This window comes from Martinezella sp. CNPSo 3959, from assembly GCF_057784355.1.
Genome location: NZ_JBXSOV010000016.1, coordinates 67,093 through 84,981 on the forward strand (window position 1 = coordinate 67,093; position 17,889 = coordinate 84,981).

A 17,889-nucleotide genomic window follows, 5' to 3' on the forward strand; every position below is an offset into this window, starting at 1 on the left:
TCAGGCCTCCATCGGGGCCGGCGCGTGGCTGTGGCCGGATCCCGGTATCGACATCAGGCAGGCGGCCGCCTGGCTTGCGGACACGTCGGTGAGCGGCGGTAGTTTTTCGCTGCACACGTTTTCGGCAAACGAACAGCGTGTGTGGAAACGGCAGCCGGACGGCGGATCGATCGGGTTGGGCGGGTCGCCGGAAAGCGGCGGCTCCATGGTCCGCGCGGACGGGTCCATCTTCGGCATCGAAGCAAGCAGCGCCGACGAATAGGGATGCCGGGTATTGTCGAAGATCGCCTCGCGGCTGCCAACTTCGGCCACCTTGCCGAGATACATGACCATCACCCGGTCGCACATGAAGCGCACGACGTTCAAGTCGTGGGAGATGAACAGGTAGGTCAGGCCGAAATCTCGCTTCAGGTCGAGCAGCAGGTTCAGCACCTGCGCCTCGACGGATTTGTCGAGCGCCGAGACTGCCTCGTCGAGGATGACGAGGCGTGGCTCGAGCGCCAAGGCGCGAGCGATGTTGACACGCTGCCGCTGGCCGCCGGACAGTTCGTGCGGATAGCGGCCGGCAAATCGGGATGGTTCCAGCCCGACTCGGAAGAGCAGGTCATGGACCCTCGCGATCGCCTTCGCCGTAGGTACGCCGTGGACGCGCGGGGCAAAGGCTATGGATTCCTCGATCGTCAGACGCGGATTGAGCGAAGCGTAACTGTCCTGGAAAACCATCTGCACCTGGCGGCGGTAATCTGCGAGCGACAGCGCCTCGCCGACCTTTTCGCCGTCGAACAGGACTTCGCCCTGGTCCGGCACGATGAGCTGCATGAGCAGGCGCGCCGTAGTCGACTTGCCGCAGCCGCTTTCGCCGACGATGCCGAGTGTTTCGCCCTTGAGGATGTCGAAATCGACACCGTCGACGGCGCGGACGGCCTTTTTGGGCCTCAGGAAGCCGCTTCCCTTCACCGGAAAATGCTTGAGCAGGCCGCGGGCGGAAATCAGCGGCTGGGCTGGGCCGCCGCGTTCGCCGACGGGCAGGTCGTAGGCCGGTTTTTCTACGATGCTGATCATGATTTCACGTCCATGGCTGAGCGCAGCCCGTCTGAGAAAAGATTGAAGCAGATCGAGGTGATGAAGATCATCACGCCGGGAAGGGCGGCCACGAACGGGTTGTTGTAGATCGCCGTTCTCAGCGTATTGAGCATCAGCCCCCATTCGGCATCCGGTGGGCGCACGCCGAGCCCGAGGAAGGAGAGGCCGGAGGCGAGGATCATCGACACCGAGATCAGGCTGGTCGCAAAAACGAAGATCGGCCCGAGCACGTTGCCGAGGATATGCACCCGGATGATTGTGGCCGGCGGGGCGCCGGAGGCACGGGCTGCATCGACGTAATCGAGCTTGCGCACTTGTGTCGTGACGCTTTCAGCGACGCGGGCGATCTGTGGGATGAACACAACGGTCAACGAGACGAGCGCGTTGGTGAGCCCTGATCCGAGCGCACCGGAGAGCGCGACCGCCAGAAGTACGGAAGGGAAGGCATAGAACACGTCGATGGTGCGCATGATCAGCGTGTTGACGAGACCGCCGGCGTAACCGGCGATGATACCGATCGCCGAGCCGATCACGAAGGCGATTGGCACCGGCACGACACCCATGATCAGCGACAGCCGGGCGCCGTAGATCAGCCGGGACAGCATGTCGCGGCCGAGTTCGTCCGTGCCGAGGATATAACCTTCTGTGCCAATTGGCTTCAGGCGGCGAATGACGCTGCCCTTCGACGGGTCGTAGGGCACGATATAGGGTGCCAGGATCGCGATCAGCACGAGGATGATGAGGATCGCCAGCGCCGTGATCGCGACGGGATCATGACAGAGGCGGCGCACTACGCCGCTCCAGAAGCCCGGGGACCTGGCGATGTCAGGTGTGGGACCCGAAATGTCTGCGGTGACGACGGCCATGGTCAGTTCCTCTGGATGCGCGGATCGATCACGCTCTGCAGCACGTCGACCACCAGATTGAGGAAAACGAAGAACATTGCCAGCACCAGGATCGTGCCCTGCAGGATTGGCAGATCGCGGGTGAAGATCGCTCCGTTCAGCAGGAAACCGGTGCCCGGCCAAGAGAAGACGGTCTCGATCAGGATCGAGCCGCCCAGGAGATAGCCGAGCTGCAGGCCCATGACCGAAAGCGCGGTAGGCGCCGCGTTGCGCACCACGTGCCGCAGGATTTGCCGCGTCATCAGTCCCTTGGCCGCGAGTGCCTGAGTGAAATCCTGGGAAAGGATGTCGGCCACCAGCGAGCGGATGGTACGGGCGATGATTCCCATCGGGATGACCGACATGGTCACTGCCGGCAGGATGAGGAACTGCAGATAGGCCCAGCTCAGGCTGCGGCCCGATGACCCTTCCGGCCCGCCTCCCATTGCCGGTAGCCAGCCGAGCGTGACGGAGAAGGCGATCACCAGCACCATGCCCAGCCAGTAATGCGGCACGCTGACGCCGAGCATTGACACCGCCGAGGCCAGCCGGTCGATCCAGCCGCCGCGAAAAACGCCGGCGAGGAAGCCGAGCGTCAAGCCGGTCACAAAACCGATGAAGGCCGCGGCGACCGCCAGGATGATCGAGTTGACCGAGGCATCGAGGATCTCGCCGAGCACCGGACGGCCCGTGGCGATCGAAGTGCCAAGATCGCCCTGCAGTGCATGCCAGGCCCACAGCGCGTATTGCACGGGTAGGGGCTGATCGAGGCCGTAGAAGGCACGCATCCGCGCCTGCATGTCGGCGGAAGCGTCCGAGGGCAGGATGGCGGCGAGCGGATCGCCCGGCGCGATATGGATGAGCATGAAACAGACCATGCTGACGCCGATCGTGACAGGGATGACGTGGAGCAATCGTTTCAGGGCATAGAGCAGCATGGTGTCCTCGCCGGAAAGAGTTGATCGGGCATCATGAAAGGTGGTGCGCCGCCGTGGTGCAAATGGCAGCGCACCGCATGCTCGAAATCATTCTATCGAGATCGGTGAGAAATCCTGGAACCAATTCTGCGCCTGCACGAAGCCCTTGACCTTGGCCGTCATGGCACGCGGGTTGACATCATGCGTCACCATCAAGAACAGCGCATCGTTCACATATTTCTCGTGAATCTGCTGCATCACCTTGTCCTGTTCCTTGGCGTCGAAAGTGTTGCGCACCTTATCGAACAACGCGTCCATCTCCTTGTCGCAATAATAACCCCAGTTGGTGCCGGTCGGCGGAGCGAGGTTGCACTGCGACTGACGGATCATCGCCGTGAACGGATCCTGGATAAAGTAACTGTAGTTGATTGCCGTGGCGCCCTTGGCGCTCGCGTCCTTGGCACCGGCGCGCCAGACGTTGATTACCGTGTTCCAGTCCATCACCTCGTATTCGACCTTGATGCCGACTTCGGCGAGCGTCTGCTGGATGTATTCGTTCATCTGCAGCGGCAACATTTGGCCGGAACCAGACGATGAGATGATGACCTTAGTCGTCAGCGGCTTTTCCGGCGTGTAGCCAGCTTCTTTCATCAGCTTCTTGGCTTCCTCGACATTGTAATCAAGCTTGAAGGTCGGCTTGCCGAACCACTGGTGGCCGGGCGGCATGTAGCCTTGGGCCGGCACCGATAGGCCGCCGAGCAGTTCGTTGAGGCCGGTGCGGTCGACCGCGAGATTGGCGGCCTTGCGAATGCGGATGTCGTTCCACGGCGAACCTTCGATGCGCGATAGATGCCAGGTCCAGTTATGTGGGTAGGAATTGGTGATGACCTTGAAGCCGGCGTCCTTCAGCGATTTCACCGAATCCGGCGCCGGGGCCTCGATCCAGTCTACTTGGCCCGAGCGCAGGGCGGCGACGCGGGTGTTCGGCTCTGGCAGCGGGATCAGCACCAGTTTATCGAGCTTCGGGATGCGCGCCTTGTCCCAATACTCCTTGTTCGGGGTCAGTTCGGCGCGCTCGCGTGGGGTAAAGCCGCTTTCGAGTTTCCACGGACCGGTACCGGAGGGCTTCTGGGCAACGGTATCCCAGTTCTTGCCCTGCTTCTCCCAGTTTGCCGGCGAGGACATGAGGATCCAGCTCAGCTGGTAGGGAAGTGTTGCATCGGGTCCATTGGTGGTGATCTCCACTGTCAGAGGATCGATCGCCTTGTAGGACGCAACGCCAGGAATACGCGACTTGCCCTGCGCCGACTGGCGCTTGTCGAACTGCGGCGCGTCGGGCTTCAAAAGCTTGTCGAGGTTCCAAACGACGGCATCGGCATTGAACACGCTGCCGTCATGGAACTTGACGCCATCCCGCAGCTTAAAGGTCCACTTAGTTTTGTCGGTCGCATCCACCTGCCAGGACGTGGCGAGGCTCGGGATGAGAGCCGAGGGCTTGTCGGCGCTCGACAGGTCCCATTCGATTAGCGAATTGTAGACCGTGTAGCCCATGAAGCGCTGACCTTCGCCGCCCTGGTCGGTCTGGCCGGTGGTGAGCGGAATGTCGGAAGCCGTCATGCCGATGCGCAGCGTCCCCGCCGCAAGCGCCGGATTGGCGGCCGCCGCCGTCAGGACGATGGCCGCGAAGCCGGCCGCCGCCATCGTCTGAAGGGTCGCAGTCAGGCCGGTGTCATGTTGGGTATTCAATGATGTTCTGGTCATGCTGTTTCCCTCCTTTATGAATTGCTGCCGAGCTTTTGCCCAGTCAGGAAAAGAGAAGCAGATTTCATGCCATTTAATGTGAAATTATAGTTTCATTTAAATATCATAAGGATAGAAGAAAATCGCCAAAGTGCGCCGGAAGATTGCCGGCGGACTTGCGGATTTCCGAGGCGTGGCAACGCGATCTGATGAAAATTGTAACGCCGATCATCCTGCATGGTGTCGGCCGCAATAGCCTTGCAGTGGACACCAGGCGACTTTGCGGAGTACGAGCTTGCTGAAATCACTAGGGGCAGGACCTTTTCTCATCCCTATCCTCCAGTTGCTCTTGTGCCTTGGGGTGAGGATGGTCGGGTGTGATGCCCCTGCCATGAGCTGTCCATAGCACGTGCTTCGAGGCACCAGCTACCCGATATGCGGCGATTGCTCCGAGGATGAGAGCCGATCGCAACGGTGCTCATTCTCGGCATGACATCTGGCAATGGCGATTTACGGTAGGGCAGATCGCGGGCCGGAGCAGCCTTACGGTGCGATCTCCACCACGACACGCCCCCTGATTTTGCCCTCGACGATATCCTGAGCGAGGCTCGGAAGCTGGGAGAAGGGCTCGATCTTCGCCAATGTCCCGATCCTTTCTGTTTTCAGGTGTTCGGCCAGGGTCTGCCATGCGCGGATCCGTTTGGGCATCGGTGCCATAACGGAATCAATACCAAGCAGTGCCACGCCGCGCAGGATATGCGGGAGAACCGTTGCCGGCAGGTCCGCGCCTGCCGCAAGGCCGCAGGCGGCAACCGCCCCGCCATAGACGGTCTGCGAAAGTGCGTTTGCGAGCGTCGTCGAGCCGACGGAATCAACCACGCCGGCCCAGCGCTCCTTTTGTAGAGGGCCGCCCTTTTCTGAAAGCGATGCCCGGTCAACGAAAGCGCTCGCGCCGAGCGATCCGAGATAGTCCCGCGTTTCCGGCCGGCCGGTCGATGCGGTTACTTTGTAACCCTTGTCTGCAAGCAGGCTGATCGCCACCGAGCCGACACCGCCCGCCGCACCGGTCACGAGAATTTCGCGATCATCGTTGGCGATCGTGCCCCAATCCTCAAGTGCATTGACACAAAGCGCCGCCGTGTAGCCGGCCGTTCCGATTGCCATTGCCTGCGAAAGGCTGAAGGTTTCGGGCAGTGCGATCAGCCATTCCGCTTTCAGGCGCTGAAATCGCGAATATCCGCCCCATTCTGTTTCGGACAGGCCCCAGCCGTTGACGATGACCTTGTCGCCGGGCGCCCATTTGTCCGATCGGGATTCAACCACGATTCCGGCAAGGTCGATACCTCCGACCATGGGAGTACGCCGGGCTATCCGTCCCTTGCCGGTTAGGGCAAGGCCATCCTTGTAATTGACGGTCGAATAATGAACCTCGACGAGAACATCATGATCCGGCAGATCGGAGAGTGAAAGCTGGCGGAAGCCTGCCTGCGGCTTGCCATCGGCCATGTCGATGACCATTGCCTGGAATGTATCGGACATGCGTCCCCCTTTTTACACTTGAAATCGGCCGTTCGCCTTGTCAGGCCTGATGCTGCGCCTTCATCCTGTCGCGTGCGTCCATCGCGGTTGCGTAGCTGTTGCGAATGTAGGCTAGCAGGTCCGCCAATGCCCTTATCGCGGTCTCGGTATCGCGCTTGGCGACGGCCTCCATGATCTGCCGGTGAAAGCCAGCGACCTTGCGGCGCTCGCGAACCCGGAACACGATCATGTTGGTGATGGGGATGAAGGACTCGATCACCGTGTACATCATCAGCTTCAGCGGGCCATTGCAGGTGGAATCCACCAGAGCGCGATGAAAGCGCACGTCGGATGCACAGAAGTCTTCGTCACTGATCGTCTCGTCGCGCTGGATCTCGATCTCCGCCGCCATTCGCTCCAGATCGGCAGCACCGTGATTTTCGCAGGCGAGCCTGCAACAGATCGTCTCCGTCTCAAGGCGGGCCGTAATGATCTCGTCGATATCGAAGGCGCCGATGCCGACAAGCAGGGTTGCTGCTGCGGTGATCGCGTTGGAAAGCCCTTCCGGATCCGGCCTCTTGACGAAGTTTCCGCCGAGCGGGCCACGCCTCGAATGGATGAGGTTTTGCGCTGCCAGGCGTTTCAGCGCCTCGCGCACGGTCGGCCGCGATATGCCGAAGCTTCTCGCGAGATCCTCTTCCGTGGGGAGCCGTTCGTCGATCTTCAGGCGGCCATCCATGATCGCGGACTTTATGTTCTCCGCAACCTGCTTGGCGATGCCAGCCCTCACGACCTCATCAAATTTCAACGTCATCGATTGTTGCCCTCACCTCGATTTCATAGATGCCATGGCCGCTTCGAAAACGCTACTGAAAATTGAATATAGGTTTGACAAATATCGGATAGACGATAACCTGCCCTCGATCCAGATAACCAAGGGGAACGAAATTGGGCGGATCGACTGGTCGGGCGGAGATCGCCCAAGGTGCCTATGCGCCTGTCGGCCGGCATGCAGAGTTGCTGCGCCGTCTGAACGGAAGGATCGGTAGTAAGGCCGTTCTCGCTGGCGACGACGTCGGCGACGGCTATCGCGGTGACGCAACCGACGAGCGCGGTGAGCGCCCGATAATCGTTTTCCGGCCCGCAGATACGGCGGAAGTGTCCGCTATCCTTGAAGAATGCAATCGCCTGGGTCAGCCCGTCGTCGTCCAAGGCGGCAGGACGGGTCTTGCGGGCGGGGCGAGGCCTCGTGTCGGCGAGGTATCGCTTTCGCTTGAGCGAATGATGAACCTGTCGCGGGTGGATGAGAATGCCGCCACCATCATCGTCGAGGCCGGTGTGACGCTTCAATCGGTACAGGAGGCTGTGGCAGGCTACGGGCTATTTTTCGGTGTCGATATCGGCGCGCGCGGCACGTCCACGGTTGGCGGCAATGTTGCCACCAATGCGGGCGGTATCCGTGTCCTGCGCTATGGCATGTATCGGTCCCAGGTTCTGGGGCTTGAGGTTGTGCTTGCGGATGGCTCCGTCCTGACCAGCTTGAAGGGATTGCCCAAGGACAATTCGGGCTTCGATCTCAATCAGCTCTTCGTCGGAAGCGAAGGTGTGCTTGGCGTGGTCACGCGGGCCTGTCTGCGGCTGCATCCAGAGCCGCGGTCGCAGGCGAATGCCTTTTGCGGATTGCCGTCGTTAAGTGCCGCTATTGCCCTTCTGAAGCATTTGCGTTCTGCGCTCGGCCCGTCGCTGTCGGCCTTCGAAGTGATTTTTCCGAACGTTTATGACGGGGTTCTGTCGCTGACCGGTGCTCAGCCACCTGTTGCGGCAGGTGCCGGGATGTACACCCTTGTGGAGATGCAGGGACAGGACGAGGCCGGCGATCAGGAGCGTTTTTCCGAAGCGCTCATGGCTTGCTACGAAAGCGGAATCGTGACGGACGTGGCTGTTTCGGGGTCGTTGCGCGAGTATCACGCAATCTGGAAACTTCGCGAGGCTGCCAGTGAATTCATCTTCTCGATGGACCACGTCTCCGGCTTCGATGTCAGCCTGCCCTTGTCCAACATACAGGCCTTCCTTGATGCTGCCAGCCACGAGATCGCGGCCGCCGATCCGAATGCCGAGATCTATATTTTCGGCCACCTCGGCGATGGCAATCTGCATTTTCTTGTCCGCACTCATCATCATGAGCGGATCGCCGATATAACTCTTTCTGCCGTGATCCGTGCCGACGGCGCGATTTCCGCCGAGCACGGAATTGGCCTTGAGAAGAAGAAATGGCTGCCTCTCGGGCGAAGTGCCGCCGAGATGGATGCCATGCGCCGGCTGAAGGCCGCCTTCGATCCCAACAATATTCTCAATCCTGGTCGGGTTTTCGACATGCCGTCGCCGGGCGTGCCGGAGCGTGCGTAGATGCAGAACCTTTCCGATATGGCCCGCGCATTGCCCAGTGAAAAAGGCCCGAGTCTTGATGACCGGTATACGGTCGATCATGGAAAAATCCTCGTGTCAGGCACACAGGCGCTGGTGCGTCTTCCGATGATCCAGCGACAGCGCGATCTGGCAAGGGGCCTCAACACTGCCGGTTACGTCTCCGGTTATCGCGGTTCGCCGCTCGCAAGCTTCGACCGCGAGATGGCGCGTGCCAGGACCTATCTCGACCAGAACCATATCCGCTTTCAGCCCGGCCTCAATGAGGACATGGCCGCGACGGCTGTATGGGGAACGCAGCAAACGGCGATGTTCTCCGGCGTCCGCTATGACGGTGTCTTCTCGATGTGGTACGGCAAGGGGCCGGGCGTCGATCGCACCATGGATGTGATTCGGCATGCCAATGCCGTCGGCACCAACCCGAATGGTGGCGTGCTGCTGCTCGTCGGCGACGATCATGGCGCCGTCTCATCGACCTTGCCGCATCAGAGCGAGCACAACCTGATATCGGCCATGGTGCCTTTGCTGTCGCCTGCGGGCGTAGCCGAATATATCGACTACGGTTTGCTGGGATTTGCGCTAAGCCGCTATTCGGGTGCGTGGATCGGCTTCAAGTGCCAGACCGAGATTGTCGAATGCACGGCAACAGTCGATCTCGATCCGGCCCATCCCGCGATCGTCTATCCGGATGCGCAAGGCAATCTGTCGCTTCGCTGGCCTGACGGGCCGCATGCGATGGAGCGCCGGCTGGAAGACAAGCTTTCTGCCGTTCATAGATTTGCCCGTCACAACGGGCTCGACCGCACCATCTGGCAGGGGCAGCCCACCAAGGCGCGTCTCGGCATCGTCTCGACCGGCAAGTCCTGGCTCGATCTGATGGACGCGCTTTCGCGCCTCGGCATAGACGAGCGGCGTGCAGGCGAGCTCGGCATCCGGCTGTACAAGGTGGGCCTTGTCTGGCCAATCGAGCCGGAGGGGATCGCGCGGTTTACCGCCGACGTCGAGACGCTACTGGTCGTCGAAGAAAAGCGCCCGATCATGGAAGACCAGATCAAGGCCCTGCTCTTCAACATGCCGTCCGATGACAGGCCGAGAGTGTTCGGCAAACTCGGGCCGGCGGGCACGCCGCTTCTGTCCGCCGTCGGCGAGATCGATGCGGTGGCCGTCGCGAGGGCCATCCTTGCTGTGCTCGGTCCGCAGGCCGATGATCTCGATAGCCGGTCGCGGGAGATGGAGGCAATTGTTGCAGCCGGCGTGACGGAAAGTCCGGCACTCAAGCGCGATCCGTATTTCTGCTCCGGCTGTCCGCACAGCGTCTCGACCCGGCTGCCCGAAGGAAGCCGTGCGTCGACCGGTATCGGATGCCACATGATGGTCATCGGGCTTGAGGACCGGAACACCTCGACCTTTACCCAGATGGGGGGTGAGGGCGGTGCATGGATCGGGCTTTCTCAGTTCACCGATGAAAAGCATATCTTCGTCAACATGGGCGACGGCACCTATTTTCATTCTGGCCTGCTTGCGATCCGGGCCGCGATCGCCGCGAAGGTCAACGCCACTTACAAGATCCTCTACAACGATGCCGTCGCCATGACCGGTGGTCAAAAGCACGACGGTGAGGTCTCTGTTCCCGGTATCGTCGGCCAGATGCTGGCCGAAGGGGCTGCAAGAGTGGCCGTCGTCGCCGAGCGGCCGGAGGTCTGGCGGGGTCGCTTGCCACGCAATGTCACGGTCAACCATCGCGACGAACTCGATCAGGTGCAGCGTGAGCTGCGCGAGATCAACGGGGTGACGGTGCTGGTCTACGATCAGGTCTGTGCGGCAGAGAAACGCCGGCGTCGCAAGCGCGGGGCGCTGGCGATCTCGGACAAGCGAGCCTTCATCAACGAACTGGTCTGCGAAGGATGCGGCGATTGCTCGGCCGTTTCCAACTGCATCTCGATCGAGCCGCAGGAAACGGAGTTTGGCCGTAAGCGCAAGATCAACCAGTCGAGTTGCAATACCGACCTTTCCTGCATCAAGGGCTTCTGTCCGAGCTTCGTCACGGTGGAGGGCGGAAAGATCAGAAAGCCGGCTGCGAAAGCCCAGCAAGCGACATTCGATGACATGCCGCTACCTGTTCTAACGGAGATCGGAGCGCAGCCCTATAACATGCTGTTAGCCGGTATCGGCGGTACGGGGGTGATTACCGTCAGCGCTGTCCTCTCCATGGCGGCGCATCTCGATGGCCTTTTTGTGCAGACGCTGGATCAAACGGGGCTTGCGCAGAAGAACGGGGCTGTCATTTCGCATCTTCGCGTGGCGCGGATGGCTGGTGACTTGTCGTCGGTCCGGATCGGCGTTGGCGAAAGCGATCTGGTGCTCGGCTTCGATATCGTGGTGTCGGCCGGTCGCAATGCGCTCTCGACCTTTGGCGCTGGCCGCACGCGCGCCGTTCTCGACAATCACTTTGCGCCGACGGCGTCTTTCGTCCAGAACACGGCGATCGATTTCCAGCAGGAAGCGACGCTGAAAACGCTGCGCCGCGCAGCCGGCGAGGACGCTGTTCACCTCGTCTCGGCGACCAAGCTTGGCGCGGCGCTGATGGGCGATGCGATTGCAGCCAACATGTTCCTGCTCGGTCATGCATGGCAGCGCGGCCTGGTGCCGATCAGCCTTGCCTCCATCGATCAGGCGATTGCACTCAACGGAACCGGCGTTGCGATGAACCGTGCCGCTTTCGGCTGGGGCCGCCGCTCGGCGGTCTCCCCCGATATCGTCGCCAGCGCCGCGGGAGCTGATCTAGCCGAGGTCAAGCCCGTCGAGACACTCGACACGATCGTCGAGCGCCGTGAGGCCTTTCTCGTCGCGTATCAGAGCGCTGCCTATGCACGCCGGTACCGGGCACTGGTCGATGCTGCGCGGCAGGTCGAAAACCGGCTCATGGCCGGCGAGGAGTTTGCAATGGCCGTCGCCAAAAATGCCTTCAGGCTGATGGCCTACAAGGACGAATACGAGGTGGCGCGTCTGCACCGCGACCGGAGCTTCAAGGCCGCGATCGAAGCGCAGTTTGAAGGCGACTTCAGCATCAAGCATCACCTGGCGCCATCCATCCTGTCACGGCGGATCGACAAACGCACCGGAAATCCGGCGAAGATCGCCATCCCCGAGAAAATGATCGGCCCGGCCTTTGCGCTTCTGGAAAAGCTGCGCTTCCTGCGCGGCACGGCGCTGGATCCCTTCGGCTATACCGAAGAGCGCCGGATGGAGCGGCGCTTGATCGCTGACTATCAGGCGATGATCGAGGATCTCACGAGACAGCTTTCCGTCGAAACGCACGGCCATGCCGTCGCGCTTGCCCGGCTGCCGGAAGAGATCAAGGGGTTCGGCCCCGTCAAGATGGCGTCGATCGGGCGCTTTGAAAAGAAGATGGCGGCCTTGCTTGCAGCGCCGGCCAATGACGAGAAACGAACAGCGATGCCGGATCAGGACGCGGCCAAGAGGAAAAGCATATGAGCACTTCCGAGACCTTCGAGACGATCCTTTACGAGAAAGACGGCCGGGATAAATTCGCGACGATCACCATCAATCGTCCTGAAAAGCTCAATGCGATGAACAAGACGACGGTGCGCGAAATCGACCGCGCCGTCGCCATGGCTGTCGCCGACAAGGAGGTCAACGCGCTCATCATCACGGGGGCGGGCCGTGCATTCTCGTCCGGCTATGATCTTCAGGGCGCCGATTACGATGTCGATATCGAGGACTGGCATGCGGACATGTCGGAGAACGCCCAGGCGCTCCTCAATATCTGGAAAGCACCGATCCCGGTCATCGCTTCCGTGAACGGTTATGCGCTTGCGGGTGCGCTTGAGCTGATGATGGCCTGCGATCTAACCATTGCCAGCGACAATGCGAAGTTCGGCGAGCCGGAGGTGCGGCACAATTCCGGCCCGCCGGCACTGTTCATGCCCTGGCTGCTGGCCACCCGTGACGTGCGCTGGCTGATGTACACAGGCGATTTGGTGGATGCCGAGGAAGCCTTGCGCATGCACCTTATCAACAAGATCGTGCCCGCCGATCAATTGAGGGAAAAGACCGAGAACCTGGCACGCAAGCTGGCCCGCATGCCCGTGCCGGCAATCAAGTTCGCCAAGTCCTCCATCAACAACCAGCAGATGGCCGCTGGCCTGATGACATCCTTCGATTTCAATGTCCACGCCATCGCCGCCCTTCATGTCAGTCGCGATGGGCAGGAGTGGATGCGCAATCTGCAGAAAATGTCGCTGAAGGAATATCTCGAATTCCGCGATGCCCCGTTCAAGGGGCTCGACTGACCATGTTTTAAGATATCGCCCGGCGGCACCCATTCAGTGCTATCGCCACCGCCGATGAAGGAAAGAGGCTCCAGGATGCAGACGATCACAACGCCGGATGAGGTGCAGGACAGCATACCCGTTATCGATATTGCACCATTCATCGCAGGCGCGGAAGCAAGCCGAAAGGTCGTCACCGCCATTGAGGATGCCTGCCGCCGAACCGGCTTCTTCCTCGTTACGGGGCACGGCGTCAGCGCTGACGTGACGACCCGTCTCTATAACCTCGCTCGCGATTTCTTCGATGAGCCGCAGGAGTGGAAGATCGGGCAGGGAAGGGGCATCTCGATAGAGGGTGGTGTTGCCTTTTCGCCGATCGCCGACGAGGCGCTTGCAGCGACGCTCGGCATCAAGACGCCGGGCGATTACAAGGAAAGCCTGAACTTTGGCCCGCGCCTGCCCGGCGATCTGTGGCCAACCAAGCCGGAAGGGCTGGAACAGGCCTTTGCCGACTACTTCGCAGAGATGGAAAGGCTTGCAGGCCATTTACGCCGCGCATTCTGCGAGGCGATAGGCCTCGCCCCGGACCATTTCGAGCCGGCCTTTGAAAACCACCTCTCGGCGCTACGGGTGATCAATTATCCGGAGCAGAAGGAGAGCCCGCTGCCGGGCCAACTCCGCGCCGGCGTCCACACCGATTACGGCTTCATGACTATCCTGCGTTCGGAAGCCTCGCCGGGTGGATTGCAGGTGAAAAACCGGGCAGGTGACTGGCTGGATGCGCCGAATGTCGAAGGCGCCTATGTCATCAATATCGGCGATGCCTTCATGCGCTGGTCCAACGATGAATGGCTGTCGACGCCGCACAGGGTCGCCAATCCGCCCGGTGCTTTCAAGGGGGCGACGCGTCGCCAGTCCATCCCGTTCTTCCTCAATCCGTCCAAGGACACCGTGATTGAATGCCTCGCGCCTTTTGCAGCAAAAGGCGCCGCCAAATACGAGCCGATCACCTACGGCGACTACATTTCACTGAAGACCAGCCAGGCCTTCGGCAAAAGCTGACGGCAAGAAGCGGAATACCGCCTGCCCCGCAATGCATGACCAAGTCAGAACCATTTTGAGGGAACGTCAATGATGAACATGAACAGGCGGCAGGTTCTTGCCGGAATGGGTGGAGTAACAGCTGCGGCCATGGTTGGCCTGCCGGCATGGGCGCAATCCAAGACGCTTGTCGTGCCGACGCTCGGCGGCGCATGGGAGCAGTTCTGGCGCCAGACGCTGGCACCGGCCTTTAGTCAGAAAAGCGGCGCCCAGGTGACTCTGGACGCGGGCAATGGGCGTGTCTGGAGCGCCAATCTGCGGGCGGCAGGGGCGCAGAAGCCGCCATATTCCATCCTGATGACCAATGAGGCATTCGCATCGAGCCTGCGCAAGGAAGGCTTCTTCGAAAAGCTCGATCTGGCAAAATTGCCGAACTATGCCGACCTCTATCCGCTTGCCAAGAAGACCGACGGCTGGGGTGCCGTGGCCATGGTGTCACCGATCGGCCTCGCCTATCGCACGGACATGGTCCAGACGCCGCCGAAAGCCTGGAAGGATCTCTGGGACAACCCCGAATTCAAGGGCCGCATCGGCCTCTACAATTTTGCCAATACTGCCGGCAAGATGGAACTGATGCTGGCATCCAAGATCTTCGGCAAAGATCAATATGATGTCGATGCCGGTTTCAAGGCGCTGGAAAAGCTTGGCCCAGTCATCCAGGCCGATTTCAACCTTTCCACCGGCATCGCATCCGGCGAATTCGTCGTCGCTCCCTTCGATTTCGGCGAAGTGGCGCGTCTGCGCGGCCAGGGCCTTCCGATTGATGTCATCGTGCCGGAAGAGGGGCTTTTGATGTTCGATCAGACCCTCAACATTCTCGCAAACGGCCCTGAGAAGGATCTGGCCTACCAGTATGCCGACTTCCTTCTGTCACCTGAAGGCCAGTTGCCACTGATGAAGCAGTTCTTCGTTTCGCCAACCAATGCCAAGGTTGTCGTCCCTGACGATCTGAAGAAGGACGTGCCGATTTCCGGGGAAGTGATGGACAAGATCCTCACCTGGGACTGGGACTTCATGAACGAGAAGCAGGCAGGCTTTGCCGAGACCTGGGTCAAGATCATGAAATGATTTCTGTCTTCTCCATGAGGCAGCAACAACCGGATCGCCTTGCTGGGGCGGTCCCTGCATTCTCCCCTGACGCAATGAGATTTGCGGTACGCCGCACAGACAATCTGGAAGATCGATCATGACCGAGGTGAGCATCGAAGGGCTGACCAAGCATTATGGCGTCTCGCGCGCCGTCAACGGCATTTCCGTCAAGATAGGGCAGGGCGAGTTCATCTCGCTGCTCGGGCCATCAGGATGCGGCAAGACGACGACGTTGAAGATGATTGCCGGTTTTGAGGACGTCACATCCGGCGCCATCCGCTTCGACGGGCAGGATGTCTCGCATGTGCCGGCGGAAAAGCGCGATATCGGCATGGTGTTCCAGAACTATGCGCTCTTCCCGCACATGACCGTGGCGCAGAACCTCGCTTTCGGGCTGGAAATGCGCAGGATTTCGCGGTCTGAAATCACAATCCGCACCGCCAAGGTTCTGGATATGGTGCAGCTATCCGGATATGCCGACCGCTATCCGCGCCAATTGTCCGGCGGCCAGCAGCAGCGCGTGGCGCTTGCCCGCGCGTTGGTTATCGAACCCCGTATCCTGTTGCTTGATGAGCCACTTGCCAATCTCGATGCCAAGCTTCGTGACGAAATGCGGGTCTTCATACGCGACCTGCAAAAGCGGGTGGGCATTACCACGGTCTATGTGACCCACGATCAGGCCGAAGCGATGACGATGTCGGACAGGATCGTCGTGATGTTCGGCGGGCAAATTGCGCAGTATGGCGCTCCGTCTGATGTTTATGACCGACCGGCAAGCCTGGAAGTCGCGCAGTTCGTTGGGCAGGTGAATACGTTGCCCGGCCGCCTGAAGGGCAGGAACGATGACGGTATGTCGGTCGTCGAAACCGTGCTTGGCACGGCGAATGTCAAAGGTACCGTACCGTCAAGCGACGGCTCCATCCCCGTATTGCTGCGGCCGGAGGCCATCGAACTTGCGGCCGCGGGGGAAGAGGACGCCGGTATTATCGCAACGGTTTCGCAGAGCTATTATTCCGGCAGTCTGATCGACTATCGGCTGGTGCTCGAAAGCGGCGAAGCGCTGAGCGTCCAGACCTTCCCGCGAAGCCGCTTCCAGCCGGGTGATCGCGTGACGGTGAAGGTCGATAGCGAGCGTTTCTGGGTGCCGGGAACGATCGCATGATACGCCGCGCCAGATCCGCCTATCCGCTTCTCCTGATTGCGCCCTCGGCATTGCTCCTCGGGCTGTTTCTTGTCCTGCCTTATCTCAATATTGTGGTGATGAGCCTGCGCAACCCGGCCAACGGCTCGCCCTATGCGCCCGGATTTACGGTCGGCAATTACCTGAGGCTGGCGACCGATACGTTCTACATGCAGCAGGTAGCGAATACGCTCTTGATCGGTCTGGTCACGACGCTTGTTTGCCTCATTCTCGGTTTTCCGGTTGCCTGGCAGCTGTCGCGCGAGAAGATGCGGTTTCGCGGCCTTGCCTATGGGCTCGTGCTGTCGCCGCTTCTTGTCGGCATTGTCATCCGTAGCTATGGGTGGACGATCCTTCTTGGGAATAACGGCATCATCAACAAGACGCTGATGAATTTGGGCCTGATCGATCGCCCGATCGGACTGATGTACAACGTCCTCGGCATCGTCATTGCGCTTGTCCACGTCTTCCTGCCCTTTATGATCCTGCCATTGATGAGCGCGCTGCAGGGGATCGACCCGTCGTTGAAGTCGGCCGCACGCTCGCTTGGTGCGGGAAAGCTGACGGTCTTCAGGCGCGTAATCCTGCCGCTGGCCATGCCGGGCATCCAGGCGGGCTGCATTCTGGTGTTCGTGCTTTCATTGAGCGCCTACGTGACCCCTGCCCTGATCGGTGGCCTGAGGGTGAAGACGATGGCAGTCAGCGTCGTTGACGCGCTGATCGACACATTCCAGTGGCCGTTCGGCTCCGCCATGGCGCTGACGCTTTCCCTCACCGGAGCGGTGATCGTCGTGATCTTCGCGCGGCTTACCCGCATGAAATGGAAGATGAGCTGATGTCCAAGCATATGTTGAATGGCTATTGTCTCATCATCTACGGCTTTCTGCTGCTGCCCATTCTAGTGGTTGTCGGTGCCTCCTTCAACGCGGGGGCATTTCTGACCTTCCCGCCCCAAGGCCTCTCATTTCGGTGGTATGTTGTCTTCTTCCATAACGATGTCTTCTGGCGTGCCATCCGAACCTCGCTTTGGGTCGCGGCCGTCTCGACCCTGATTTCCGGTGTCATCGGCACGATGGCCGCAATGTTCTACGTTCAGCATGCGGGGCGATGGAAGGAGAGTGTCCGGCTTGCGATGCTGTTGCCGCTGCTTTTGCCGGAAGTTCTGACAGCGATCTCGCTTCTGTTCTTTGTCTACGCGATCGGTATCGGCACGACGACAATGGCTGGCATGCTGATTGGGCATGTGCTCATGACGCTGCCCTTCGTCTTCATCAACGTGTCTGCGGCGATGGAAGCCTATGAACCGTCATGGAGCCTTGCCGCCCGCAGTCTTGGTGCCGGACCATTCACGCGCTTCAGACGCATTATGCTGCCATTGATCAAGCCCGGCGTCATCGGCGGCTGCCTGTTTGCGTTCATCATCTCGTTCGACCTCTTCACTATATCGTTCATGTTGAAGAATGTCGGAACGGCCACACTTCCGATCCAGATCTACGATTATCTCAGAACGAACTTTACCCCGGAGGCGGCGGCAGTATCGACATTGTCTATCGTGATGACGGTCGTCGTGGTCGTGGTCTCGGAAAAGCTGTTCGGCTTGCGGATACACCGTTTTTGAACGGGCTCTGTTGCAAATATTCCAGATGACTGAAGAAAACTAG

Annotated in this window: 14 protein-coding genes; 8 read left to right on the forward strand and 6 right to left on the reverse strand. The window is 60.2% G+C overall.

What is annotated here, in order from left to right; genetic code table 11:
- The 6 genes from AC13RE_RS25095 to AC13RE_RS25120 form a co-directional block, all read right to left on the reverse strand.
- A complete protein-coding gene (locus AC13RE_RS25095) occupies positions 1–1,062 on the reverse strand; it encodes an ABC transporter ATP-binding protein (RefSeq protein ID WP_488564930.1) in 1,062 nt (353 codons plus the stop codon).
- Complete coding sequence (locus AC13RE_RS25100) at positions 1,059–1,949, reverse strand: ABC transporter permease (RefSeq protein WP_488564931.1); 891 nt, start codon at positions 1,947–1,949, stop codon at positions 1,059–1,061. Before AC13RE_RS25100 ends, AC13RE_RS25095 begins: the two co-directional genes overlap by 4 nt.
- Positions 1,950–1,951: 2 nt before the next feature.
- On the reverse strand, positions 1,952–2,905 hold the full coding sequence (locus AC13RE_RS25105; protein ID WP_488564932.1) for an ABC transporter permease: 954 nt from the start codon (positions 2,903–2,905) through the stop codon (positions 1,952–1,954).
- A gap of 87 nt (positions 2,906–2,992) precedes the next feature.
- The gene (locus tag AC13RE_RS25110) at positions 2,993–4,585 is read right to left on the reverse strand and encodes an ABC transporter substrate-binding protein (RefSeq protein WP_488564984.1); all 1,593 of its coding nucleotides are present in this window, start codon (positions 4,583–4,585) and stop codon (positions 2,993–2,995) included.
- A 582-nt stretch (positions 4,586–5,167) separates the two neighbouring features.
- Positions 5,168–6,163: an MDR family oxidoreductase gene (locus AC13RE_RS25115; protein ID WP_488564933.1), complete on the reverse strand. Its 996-nt coding sequence runs from the start codon at positions 6,161–6,163 to the stop codon at positions 5,168–5,170.
- A gap of 40 nt (positions 6,164–6,203) precedes the next feature.
- Positions 6,204–6,956, reverse strand: a complete 753-nt coding sequence (locus AC13RE_RS25120) for a FadR/GntR family transcriptional regulator (RefSeq protein WP_488564934.1) — start codon at positions 6,954–6,956, stop codon at positions 6,204–6,206.
- Positions 6,957–7,090: 134 nt separating this feature from the next.
- Between AC13RE_RS25120 and AC13RE_RS25125 the strand changes: the two genes are divergently transcribed.
- From AC13RE_RS25125 to AC13RE_RS25160, 8 genes are all read left to right on the forward strand, one after another.
- Entirely contained in the window at positions 7,091–8,548 is a 1,458-nt protein-coding gene (locus AC13RE_RS25125) for an FAD-binding oxidoreductase (RefSeq protein ID WP_488564935.1), read from the forward strand.
- On the forward strand, positions 8,549–12,061 hold the full coding sequence (locus AC13RE_RS25130; protein ID WP_488564936.1) for an indolepyruvate ferredoxin oxidoreductase family protein: 3,513 nt from the start codon (positions 8,549–8,551) through the stop codon (positions 12,059–12,061).
- Entirely contained in the window at positions 12,058–12,879 is an 822-nt protein-coding gene (locus AC13RE_RS25135) for an enoyl-CoA hydratase/isomerase family protein (protein WP_132718804.1), read from the forward strand. Before AC13RE_RS25130 ends, AC13RE_RS25135 begins: the two co-directional genes overlap by 4 nt.
- A 75-nt stretch (positions 12,880–12,954) precedes the next feature.
- A complete protein-coding gene (locus tag AC13RE_RS25140; RefSeq protein WP_488564937.1) occupies positions 12,955–13,920 on the forward strand; it encodes an isopenicillin N synthase family dioxygenase in 966 nt (321 codons plus the stop codon).
- A gap of 69 nt (positions 13,921–13,989) precedes the next feature.
- Entirely contained in the window at positions 13,990–15,027 is a 1,038-nt protein-coding gene (locus AC13RE_RS25145) for an ABC transporter substrate-binding protein (protein ID WP_488564938.1), read from the forward strand.
- Between the two features lie 118 nt (positions 15,028–15,145).
- The gene (locus AC13RE_RS25150) at positions 15,146–16,210 is read left to right on the forward strand and encodes an ABC transporter ATP-binding protein (RefSeq protein ID WP_488564939.1); all 1,065 of its coding nucleotides are present in this window, start codon (positions 15,146–15,148) and stop codon (positions 16,208–16,210) included.
- Entirely contained in the window at positions 16,207–17,064 is an 858-nt protein-coding gene (locus AC13RE_RS25155) for an ABC transporter permease (RefSeq protein ID WP_488484790.1), read from the forward strand. Before AC13RE_RS25150 ends, AC13RE_RS25155 begins: the two co-directional genes overlap by 4 nt.
- The gene (locus AC13RE_RS25160; protein WP_285204752.1) at positions 17,064–17,846 is read left to right on the forward strand and encodes an ABC transporter permease; all 783 of its coding nucleotides are present in this window, start codon (positions 17,064–17,066) and stop codon (positions 17,844–17,846) included. The genes AC13RE_RS25155 and AC13RE_RS25160 overlap by 1 nt, the downstream gene beginning before the upstream one ends.
- Positions 17,847–17,889: the final 43 nt, after the last annotated feature.